This window comes from Propioniciclava sp. (genome assembly GCF_036744435.1).
Taxonomy (GTDB): Bacteria; Actinomycetota; Actinomycetes; order Propionibacteriales; family Propionibacteriaceae; genus Propioniciclava.
Genome location: NZ_DAIOIA010000018.1, coordinates 26,048 through 35,531, shown reverse-complemented (window position 1 = coordinate 35,531; position 9,484 = coordinate 26,048). Strand labels below are relative to the sequence as shown.

At 71.5% G+C, this 9,484-nt stretch carries 8 protein-coding genes; 6 read left to right on the top strand and 2 right to left on the bottom strand.

What is annotated here, in order from left to right; genetic code table 11:
• Positions 1 to 922, bottom strand: a 922-nt coding sequence (locus V7E09_RS04075) for a GNAT family N-acetyltransferase (protein WP_324523042.1), incomplete at its 3' end; no start/stop codon positions are given.
• A gap of 62 nt (positions 923 to 984) precedes the next feature.
• On the opposite strand from V7E09_RS04075, the gene V7E09_RS04070 reads away from it, so the two are divergent.
• The 4 genes from V7E09_RS04070 (at position 985) to V7E09_RS04055 (ending at position 6,581) form a co-directional block, all read left to right on the top strand.
• The gene (locus V7E09_RS04070) at positions 985 to 1,704 is read left to right on the top strand and encodes a TIGR03936 family radical SAM-associated protein (RefSeq protein ID WP_324509492.1); all 720 of its coding nucleotides are present in this window, start codon (positions 985 to 987) and stop codon (positions 1,702 to 1,704) included.
• Between the two features lie 389 nt (positions 1,705 to 2,093).
• Entirely contained in the window at positions 2,094 to 4,520 is a 2,427-nt protein-coding gene (locus V7E09_RS04065) for an Rne/Rng family ribonuclease (RefSeq protein ID WP_442956834.1), read from the top strand.
• Between the two features lie 4 nt (positions 4,521 to 4,524).
• Positions 4,525 to 5,541 carry a DUF2891 family protein gene (locus V7E09_RS04060; RefSeq protein ID WP_324509494.1) on the top strand — a complete coding sequence of 339 codons (1,017 nt, stop codon included), beginning with the start codon at positions 4,525 to 4,527 and terminating at the stop codon, positions 5,539 to 5,541.
• A gap of 14 nt (positions 5,542 to 5,555) precedes the next feature.
• Entirely contained in the window at positions 5,556 to 6,581 is a 1,026-nt protein-coding gene (locus tag V7E09_RS04055) for an alcohol dehydrogenase catalytic domain-containing protein (RefSeq protein ID WP_324523040.1), read from the top strand.
• Between the two features lie 4 nt (positions 6,582 to 6,585).
• On the opposite strand, the gene V7E09_RS04050 is transcribed toward V7E09_RS04055, so the two are convergent.
• On the bottom strand, positions 6,586 to 7,785 hold the full coding sequence (locus V7E09_RS04050) for a DUF445 domain-containing protein (protein WP_324509496.1): 1,200 nt from the start codon (positions 7,783 to 7,785) through the stop codon (positions 6,586 to 6,588).
• A gap of 197 nt (positions 7,786 to 7,982) precedes the next feature.
• Between V7E09_RS04050 and V7E09_RS04045 the strand changes: the two genes are divergently transcribed.
• Both V7E09_RS04045 and V7E09_RS04040 read left to right on the top strand, forming a co-directional pair.
• Positions 7,983 to 8,624 carry a TM2 domain-containing protein gene (locus V7E09_RS04045; protein WP_324509497.1) on the top strand — a complete coding sequence of 214 codons (642 nt, stop codon included), beginning with the start codon at positions 7,983 to 7,985 and terminating at the stop codon, positions 8,622 to 8,624.
• A gap of 73 nt (positions 8,625 to 8,697) precedes the next feature.
• Entirely contained in the window at positions 8,698 to 9,477 is a 780-nt protein-coding gene (locus V7E09_RS04040; RefSeq protein WP_324509498.1) for a PIG-L deacetylase family protein, read from the top strand.
• The last annotated feature ends 7 nt before the right edge of the window (positions 9,478 to 9,484 follow it).

The window sequence follows — 9,484 nt, the reverse complement described above, 5'->3', positions numbered from 1 at the left end:
CGCCGACGGCTGTCGTCGTGACCGTCCGAGGGTCGGCCAGCGCCCACTCCAATGGGCTGTCCGGGCGCAGATGACGCCAGGTGACCTTCTGCACGAGGTCGATCGATCCGAGGAACTGCCACAACGACAGTTCGGCGGCGTCATCGGCGGCGACCAGATCCCACACCCGCAGGCTCTCGTCCGACTCGTCCATGATGTAGCTCACCACGCCGTCCGGGACCCCCGCCTCATCCGTGTGGACGGCGACCCGCAACCCGGAGACCGGGGCGTCCTTGTCGTAGTCCCAGGCTCCTGACAGCATCGTCGTATAGCCGTGAGGGCGCTGATGGGAGCCGCGCGTCGTGGCATGGAAGCGGGCGAACACGGCGTCGCGGATCGCGAGCCCGTCGGCGGGGGAGACCAGGGCGATGCGGGGCGGTGCCTCGCGGCGCCAGGCCGGAGCAGGCCGCGTGGCCAGCGTGACGCCCCGGCGTCGGGTAGCGACGCCGAAACCGAAACGGCCGTAGATGGTGGCCTCGGACGCGGTGAGGGCCGCGAGGGTCAGCCCCTCCTGCTTCGCCCGGGTCAGCGCGTCGATCATGAGCCGCTTCAGGATCCCCCGGCGGCGGTGCGTGGTGCGGACGGTGACGTCGAAGATGAATAGCGTCGGCTCGTGTCGCGCCCCGGTGTTGACGTCGAGGGTCGCCGAGCCGAACGTGGCCACCGGACGATCCAGTTCCGGAGCAACACCGGGCAGGGTAGCGGTCGAGAACGCCGCGTCCAGCCGCAGCCCGTCGGCGACGATGTCGCTCACCCAGTGGGGGAGCGCCTCATCGGGGGCGTCGGCGGCGCCGAAGCCGAGGCGGACCGCGTCCTGCCAGGCGCGCATCTGCGGGCTGGCGGGGTCGAGTACCGGGACCGTGTCGAAGCGAACGTCACTCATGCTGGCGACACTAACGCATGCTCCGTCGGCGGCAGGCGCGGCCCCGGCTAGGCTCCTGGACCGTGACGAACGCCGCCCGCCGCCAGCCCGAGCAACAGGCACCTCCGGTCCAGAAACTGCAGGTCCGCTACGCCAAGCGCGGCCGGGCGCGGTTCACCTCGCACCGCGACTTCGCCCGGGCGTTCGAGCGCGCCCTGCGCCGGGCGGGCGTCCCGATGGCCTACAGCTCCGGCTTCAACCCGCACCCGCGGGTCTCGTTCGCCAACGCCTCGCCGACGGGGGCCGCCACCGAGGCGGAGTACCTGGAGATCGGGCTGGCCCGGCGGGTTGATGTGGACGCCGTGGCGCGGGCGCTGGATGCCGCCCTGCCGGAGGGCCTCGACGTCCTCGAGGTCGTGGAGGCCGCTGGCTCGCTGGCGGAGCGGCTCACCGCGTCGGACTGGCGGATCGACCTACCCGGGGCTGACGAGGCGGCATTGGCGGCCGCGGTGGCCGCCGTGGGGGCGAGCGACAGCGTTCAGGTCGAGCGGATGACCAAGGCCGGGCTGCGCTCCTTCGACGCCCGCGCGGCGATGATCACCTTGGCCGTCTCGGGGCGCTGCGTCGCGGTCACGCTGGCGCACGGGACCCCGCTGGTGCGACCCGACGATGTGGTGCAGGCCCTGGTCCGGGTCGGCTCCGGGTTCGCGGTCGCCGACCCGCCGATCCTCACCCGGCTCGCCCAGGGTTGCTGGCGCGAAGGCCGGATCGTCGGGCCCTTCGAGGTGGCACCCGGCGCGTGAGACTGGGGTTTGCCGCGCCTGTGTGGAAAGATAGAAATCGGTCGAACGCCGACGGCGTCTGACCGGGGTGCCAGGCCGCGACGAGATCTTCGACCGCGGCGGGTCGCCCCAGAATCGCTAGCTTCGTCGCGCCACGGTGCCTATGCCCGGCGCGCGACCTACTGTACGGCGGGCTTCCCGCCGCGTGAGGAGAGCACATGCTCGATTCGGACGCACCCTCCGGTGCCACCCCTGAATCCACCGAAACGACCCCTGCACCGCGCCGCCGTCGCCGTGCCGCCACCCGGCCGGCCGGCCCGCCGGCCCCGGTGACACCGCCGGAGCCCGTGGCCGAGGCGCCGGTTGAACCAGCCGCCGTCGCGTTGCCTGCTGCTGAGAAGCCTGTCGCCGTGAAGCCCCTCGACGAGCAACCCATTGCCGAGGAACTCGTGACCGAGGTCGCCGCCGAGGAGGGTGAGACCGCCGAGGAACTGGCGGCCGCCGCCGAACCGCAGGAGGGGCTGTTCCCCGAGGCTCCCGACACTCTGCCCGCGGTGCAGCCGGAACTCGAGGCCGACGTGCCGCTCGAACTGGTCGCCGAGACGCCCGCAGAGGAGCCGTCCACCGACGAGGTCGTGCCTGAGGCGAAGACCCGCAAGCGCGCCGCCGCCCGCGGAACGCGGAGCCGCCGTAGCCGCAAGAGGGCCGAGCCCGACGCCGACGCCGCGGAGGCGACGGAGGCAGGCACCGCGGCCGACGTGGGTGCCAGCCTGGCTGAGCTGACCGCCGCGCTCGAACAGCAGGAGCACGCGGAGGAGGTGCGCGACGACGCCGAGGTGAGTGCTGCCCTCGACGATCTGGCCGCAGCCATCGGCGGAGAACCTCCGGAGGCAGATGAGGACGCCGCCGCGGAGAGCGAGGTCGACGACGACGCGGACGAGGACGATGCCGCGCCGCGTCGCCGCCGCCGTCGTCGCGGTGGCCGCCGCCGTCGTCGCGGCGCCGACCACGAGGACTCCGATGAGGACGATGCCGAGTCGGGCGAGTCGGAGGAAGGCTCCGACGCCGAGCCCGGCGAGGATGCCGCGGGCACCGCACATGGGGATTCCCCCGACACTGATGACTCCGACGATGCGGGCGAGTCTCCCTCGACCTCCTCGCGTCGTCGCCGGCGTCGCCGCCGCCGCGGCGAGGACACGGGTGCCGCGGAGGAGGATGGCGTCGACGTCGTCATCAAGGTCCGCGAACCGCGTCGCTCGAAGTCCGCCAACGACGAGATCACCGGCATCGAAGGCTCCACCCGGATGGAGGCCAAGCGTCAGCGTCGACGCGAGGGCCGGGCTGCGGGGCGTCGTCGTTCCCCGATCCTGTCCGAGGCCGAGTTCCTGGCCCGGCGCGAGGCACTCGACCGGCAGATGCTCATCCGGCAGGCGGAGGACTACACGCAGATCGCCGTCCTCGAAGACGGGATCCTCGTGGAGCACTACGTCGATCGGGACAGTTCCGCGTCGCTGATCGGGAACATCTACCTGGGCCGCGTCCAGAACGTGCTGCCCAGCATGGAGGCCGCCTTCGTCGACATCGGCCGCGGCCGCAACGCCGTCATCTACGCCGGCGAGGTGGACTGGGACGCCTACGGGGTCACCGGCGAGGATCGCCGGATCGAGAAGGTGCTCAAGTCGGGGCAGACGATCCTGGTGCAGGTCACCAAGGATCCGATCGGCGCCAAGGGCGCCCGCCTCACCGGGCACATCTCCATCCCCGGCCGTTACGTCGTCTACTGCCCGGGCGGTCAGCTGTCGGGCATCTCCCGCAAGCTCCCCGAGTCGGAGCGGAACCGCCTCAAGGGCATCCTCGATGCGGCCGTCGGCGAGAAGGCGTCCGTCATCGTCAGGACGGCGGCCGAGGGGGCCAGCCAGGAGGAACTCGAGCGTGACGTCCACCGGCTGCAGGCGCAGTGGGACATCATCGAGAAGAAGGTCAAGGCCGGGTCGGCCCCTCAGCAGCTCTACGCGGAGCCCGACCTGACGGTGCGGATCGTCCGGGACCTGTTCACCGAGGACTTCTCCGCGCTCGTCGTGGAGGGCAACGGTCAGGGTGAGGACGCCTGGGACACCGTCGAGGGCTACGTGACGCACGTCGCGCCGCACCTGGGTGAGCGACTGCGCCGCTGGGACCGGGCCGCCGAGGGCGACCTGTTCGACAAGTTCCGGGTCAACGAGCAGGTGGCCAAGGCGCTGGAGCGGAAGGTCCACCTGCCTTCGGGCGGCTCGCTGATCATCGACCGCACCGAGGCCATGACGGTCATCGACGTCAACACCGGCAAGTTCACCGGCACCCAGGGCAACCTGGAGGCCACCGTGACCTCCAACAACCTTGAGGCCGCCGAGGAGATCGTCCGCCAGCTCCGGCTGCGCGACATCGGCGGCATCATCGTCATCGACTTCATCGACATGGTGCTGCCCGCCAACCGCGAACTGCTGCTGCGTCGACTGGTCGAATCCCTGGGCCGCGATCGCACCCGCCACCAGGTCGCCGAGGTGACCTCGCTGGGGCTGGTGCAGATGACCCGCAAGCGGATCGGCACCGGCCTGGCGGAGGCGTTCACGGTGCAGTGCGAGACCTGCAAGGGACGCGGCTATCACGTGCATGACGCCCCCGTCGCCTCCCAAGCACCCTCCGACGGTGGCGACCGCGACCACGGCCGCCGTGGCGGGCGTGCGCGGTCGGGATGCTCGCGCAAGGGCGAGGCGAAGAGCCAGGAGTCACACGACCAGGGAGCCTCGACCGAGCACGCCGGAGGCGAGTCCGCCTCCGCCGAGGCCGCATCCGCCTGAGCCGATGACCACGCCGTCCCCGTCCCGCGCCACCGCCTGGGCGGGGACGGTCGTCTCAGCGGTGCGGCAGCGCTACCCCTGGGCCGCCCAGCACACGGTCACCGGCCCCGGCGATGTCGACGTCACACCCACCCGGTTGCACCCTGCCTTTCACGGCAGCTTCGACTGGCACAGTTGCGTCCACATGCACTGGTCCGGGTTGACGCTGCTCGACCTGCCCGGGGCCCCGGTCGAATCCCAGGCCGCCGAGGCGCTGACCGCGCTCCTGGACGAACGCCTCACTGCCGCGCACATCGCGGTGGAAGCAGAACTCCTGAGGCGACGTCCCAGCTTCGAACGCCCCTACGGATGGGCCTGGGGACTGCAACTGGCGGCGGCCGCCCACACGTCCCCGCGGGCCCGCGCCCGCGGGTGGGCTGAGGCGCTGACGCCGATGCGGGAGGTTCTCGTTGCCCGGTTCCGGGCGTGGCTGCCCGGTATGCCGCTGCCTGTGCGAGCCGGCGTGCACAGCAACACCGCCTTCGCCCTCACCCTCGCTCGCGACGCCGCCTGCGCGCTCGGCGAGGACGAGCTGCTGTCGCTGATTGATGAGCGCGCGCTCGCCTGGTTCGCCGACGACCGGGACTACCCGATCGCCTGGGAGCCGGATGGCCATGACTTCCTGTCCGCAGCCTTGAGCGAAGCCGTGCTGATGCGGCGTGTGCTGGGCCACGACGCCGCCCGAGACTGGCTCGCCGGGTTCCTGCCGGGGCTCGCGCGCGAAGACGACCCCCTCTTCGAGGTGCCGGCCACCGACGCCGACCCCACCGACGGCCAACTCGCGCACCTGCTCGGGTTGGCGCTGTCGCGTGCCTGGCACCTCCGGGAGTTGGCGCACCTGCTCGACGAGGAGGCCCGCGTCCGGGTCCGGGACCGCACCCGGCTCCAGATCGAACGGGTCGCAGGAGCGATCACCACCGGCGACTTCATGGCGACGCACTGGCTGGTGAGCTTCGCGCTCAAGGCCGACCTCGCCGCATGAAGAGGAGGACGACCATGAAGGCACTGCAGTACGCGTCCTTCGGTGGCGCGATCGAGATCGTCGAACGTGGGCTGCCGCGTCCCGGCCCGGGGGAGGCCGTCGTGGCCGTCGCCGCGTCCGGGCTGTGTCGCAGCGACTGGCACGCGTGGGCGGGCCACGACGCCGGCGTCCACCTGCCTCAGGTGCCCGGGCACGAATGCGCGGGCGTCGTCGCCGAGGTGGGTGCCGGGGTGGCGCGATGGCAGCCGGGTGACCGGGTCACCGCGCCGTTCGTCAACGGCTGCGGGGTCTGCCCGTGGTGCCGCTCGGGGCAGGCGCAGGTCTGCCCCGATCAGACACAGCCCGGGTTCACCGACCCCGGCACGCACGCCGAGTTCGTTACCGTGCGCGCCGCCGACACCAACCTGGTCGGGCTGCCGGATGGCCTGAGCTTCGACGCCGCCGCGAGTCTGGGCTGCCGGTTCGCGACCGCGCATCGTGCCCTGACGCGGCGGGCCGCGGTGGCCCCGGGGGAGTGGGTCGTGATCGTCGGGGCCGGCGGGGTGGGGCTGAGCGCCGTCATGATCGCCGCCGCACTGGGTGCCCGTCCCATCGCCGTCGACCGGAACCCGGCCGCCCTCGAACTGGCGACCCGGGTGGGGGCGGAGGCCGTGGTGACTGCCGGGCCCGCCGCGCTGACTCAGCTCATTGAGCTGACCGGCGGGGCTCACGTCTCCCTCGATGCCGTCGGATCCGCCGCGACCGCCGACCTGGCCGTGCGGAGCCTGCGCCGCCAGGGCCGTCACGTCCAGGTCGGTCTCGTGGCCGAGGACCCCGTGGTTCCGCTGTCGCGCGTGATCGGCTGGGAGCTGTCCCTCCTGGGAAGCCACGGGATGCCCGCCGTCGACTACCCGGCGCTGTTCCGGCTCATCGAGCACGGTCTGGATCCTGCGATGCTGGTCTCCCGGACCGTGGGCCTCGCCGAAGCCGCCACGTTGATGCGGCAGCCGTCGGGGGAGGGCGAGGCGGGCATCGTCGTCCTGCACCCGAATCGGGCGTGACGGCTCACTGCAGGAGCTGGGTGAGCGCGTGGATGACGAGGCCCACCAAGGCACCCACGACGGTGCCGTTGATGCGGATGAACTGCAGGTCACGTCCGACGTACAACTCGATCCGGTTGGCGGCGTCCCGGCCGTCCCACTGCCGGATGGTGTGGCTGATGACCGAACTCAACTCGCGTCCATAGGTGGCGACCAGGTACCCGGCCGCGTCCGCGGCCAGTGCGTCGACGCGTGCCTGCTGGGCCTGGTCCTCGGTCAATGAGGCACCGAGCGACTCCACGGCGCTGACCACCCGAAGGCGCAGCGTCGAGTCGGGATCATCCAGGGAGTCGCTGAGGCTGACCCGCAGGTTCCGCCACAGAGACAGCACCGTCTCACCGGCCTGGGGATGGGTGAGGAGCTTGACCTTCAGCCCCTCGGCACGGGCCTGCACGGCCTCGTCGGTGGTCAGGTCGGTCGCAATGCGCAGCAGCAACGCATCCAGGGCCTGCCGCGTCGGATGGTCGGGGTCGTCGCGGACGGCCGCCACCCAGTCCAGCGCCTGCCAGTAGAGCGCCGAGACGACGCGCTGATTGACGAAGTGGGGGGACCAACGGGGGGCGCGGTCGTGCAGGACGGCCGTGAAGTAGGTCGGGTTCTTACCCAGCCAGGCGTGGAGTTCGCGCATGATGAGGTCGACCAGCCCGGTGTGGGCGTGGTCCTCGACGATCGCCTCCAGGAGCGCTCCGGTCATGGGCGCAGCCCGTTCCTGGGCCAGTCTCGGCAGGAGGACGTCGGTGGCCACCGCCAGCACGTCCTCGTCGTCGACCTTGTTCAGGGCCGTCTTGAGCAGCCGCACTGCCTCGACGACCAACCGCCGGGCGTGTGCCTCGTCTTGCAGCCACACTCCCAGTCGTCGGGCCAGGTGAGCGCTGGCCAGCCGTTCGCGCACCACCTTCTCGGTGAGGAAGTTGTCCGCGAAAAAGGATTGCAGCGAACCGGCCAGCTCGTCCTTCTTGCGCGGGATGATCGCGGTGTGGGGGATCGGGACGCCGAGCGGATGCCGGAACAGGGCCGTGACCGCGAACCAGTCGGCCATCGCCCCGACCATGGCGGCCTCGGCGGCGGTGTTCACGTAGCCCCACACCCCCGTGTGATCCAGGCGCAGCGTGAGCAGATAGACGACGGCCGCCAGGCCAAGGAGCGACAAGGCGACAGTCTTCATCCTGCGCAGCCGACTCAGGCGTTGGGCGTCCCCCGGTGACATCGACGTGTTCCCCACCGTCGTAGTTTTCCATGGTGGTGTCGGGCTCCCAAGTGGGGGCCACCCCCGGCGCGTCCCCGGTCCCGGTCCGGGCGGTCGGCCGCGTCGACGGCTGGCGGCGTTATAGTTCGCTGGTCCGCCGACCGAAAGTAGGAGACATGACCGACGGCGACCGCCCCCCGGCCAGCAACGCCCCCGATTCCTCCGGGTACTCCAACCCCCTGATCTCCAGCGAGCCCCCGTTCCCGCACGTGCCCGGTCCCTACGAGGAGCAGTTGCTGTCGAACGCCTCGCAGTTGCCTTCCTACGAGGAGCCCTATCCCGCAACGGGAGGACAGCTCCCGCCCTATGACCAGCCGACGACGCCCGGCGAGCAGTCTCCCTACGGACAGCAGTCGTCCTATGGGCAGCAGTCGTCCTTCGGCCAGCAGTCGTCCTTCGGGCAGCCGGGCCCGGCATCGGGGCCCTATGGGGCGCCCGCGAATGGCGCCTACGCCTACCAGCCGCCGGGATATGGCCTGCCCGGCCAGGGGATGGCGCTGTCGGCTCCGTTCGGCGTCGACCCGGTCAGCGGGCTGCCGTACTCGGACAAGAGCAAGCTCGCCGCCGGGCTGCTCGGGATCTTCCTCGGCTCGCTGGGGGTGGGCCGGTTCTACATGGGCAACATCGGGATGGGCATCGCCCAGATCGTCGTGACGTTCGTCACCTTCGGGATCGGGGCCCTGTGGGGCTTCATCGACGGGATCCTCATCCTGGCGGGGAACCCGCGCGACAGCCAGGGACGTCCCCTGCGTCCCTGACCGCCTGGGGCCCGCGTTCCACGACAGCGCGGGCCGTTTGGGACGGCGCGAAGGTGATGGCACAGTTGCGGGCGTGTCAACGCTCGTGTTCGTGCATGCCCATCCCGACGATGAGGCCAGCCAGACGTCCGGAACCATCGCTCGCGCCGTCGCGCGAGGCGATCGCGTGGTGATCGTCTACGCCACCGACGGCAACCAGGGAACCCTGCCAGAGGGGGAGGCTGGGTCGCTGGCCGACCTGCGCCACCGGGAGGCGGAGGCGTCCGCGGCGATCACGGGCGCTCAGCGGCTGGTGTGGCTGCCCTACCACGACTCGGGCATGCGGGGCTGGGAGTGCAACACCGCCGAGGGCGCCTTCATGCAGGCCGACGTCGACGCGGTCGCCCGGCAGATCGCCGACGTCCTCGACGCCGAGGAGGCCGACGCCGTCTTCGGTTACGACTGGCACGGCGGTTACGGGCACCCCGACCACGTTCAGGTCCACCGGGTCACCCGGCGGGCGGCCGATCTCGCGGCGCGTCCCCTGCGCTACCTCGAAACCACCATGAACCGTGACCGGATGCGGGCCTTCGCCGCGACGGCCGCGGCCGCCGGGTACGAGGAATGGGACGTGGACGCCCCCATGGACGACGGCAACCCGATCGGGACGCCCCAGGCTCACCTGCACTGGGCCGTCGACATCACCGACGAACTGCCCGTCAAGCGGGCCGCGCTGGCCGCCCATGCGAGCCAGCCCGATGCGGCCGGCATGTTGCAGATGCCGCCGGAGGCCTTCTCCGCGATGCTGGGCGTCGAGCACTACCGTGAGCCCGCCCGAGCGCCGGGCATGGTCGAGGGCTGGCCGTTCGCCTGAGCGGTCC

Coding starts and splice junctions, on each gene's coding strand:
- V7E09_RS04055 (WP_324523040.1), top strand. CDS start 5,556: ATGAAGGCACTGCAGTACGCGTCCTTCGGTGGCGCGATCGAGATCGTC.
- V7E09_RS04050 (WP_324509496.1), bottom strand. CDS start 7,785: ATGAAGACTGTCGCCTTGTCGCTCCTTGGCCTGGCGGCCGTCGTCTAT.
- V7E09_RS04060 (WP_324509494.1), top strand. CDS start 4,525: ATGACCACGCCGTCCCCGTCCCGCGCCACCGCCTGGGCGGGGACGGTC.
- V7E09_RS04045 (WP_324509497.1), top strand. CDS start 7,983: ATGACCGACGGCGACCGCCCCCCGGCCAGCAACGCCCCCGATTCCTCC.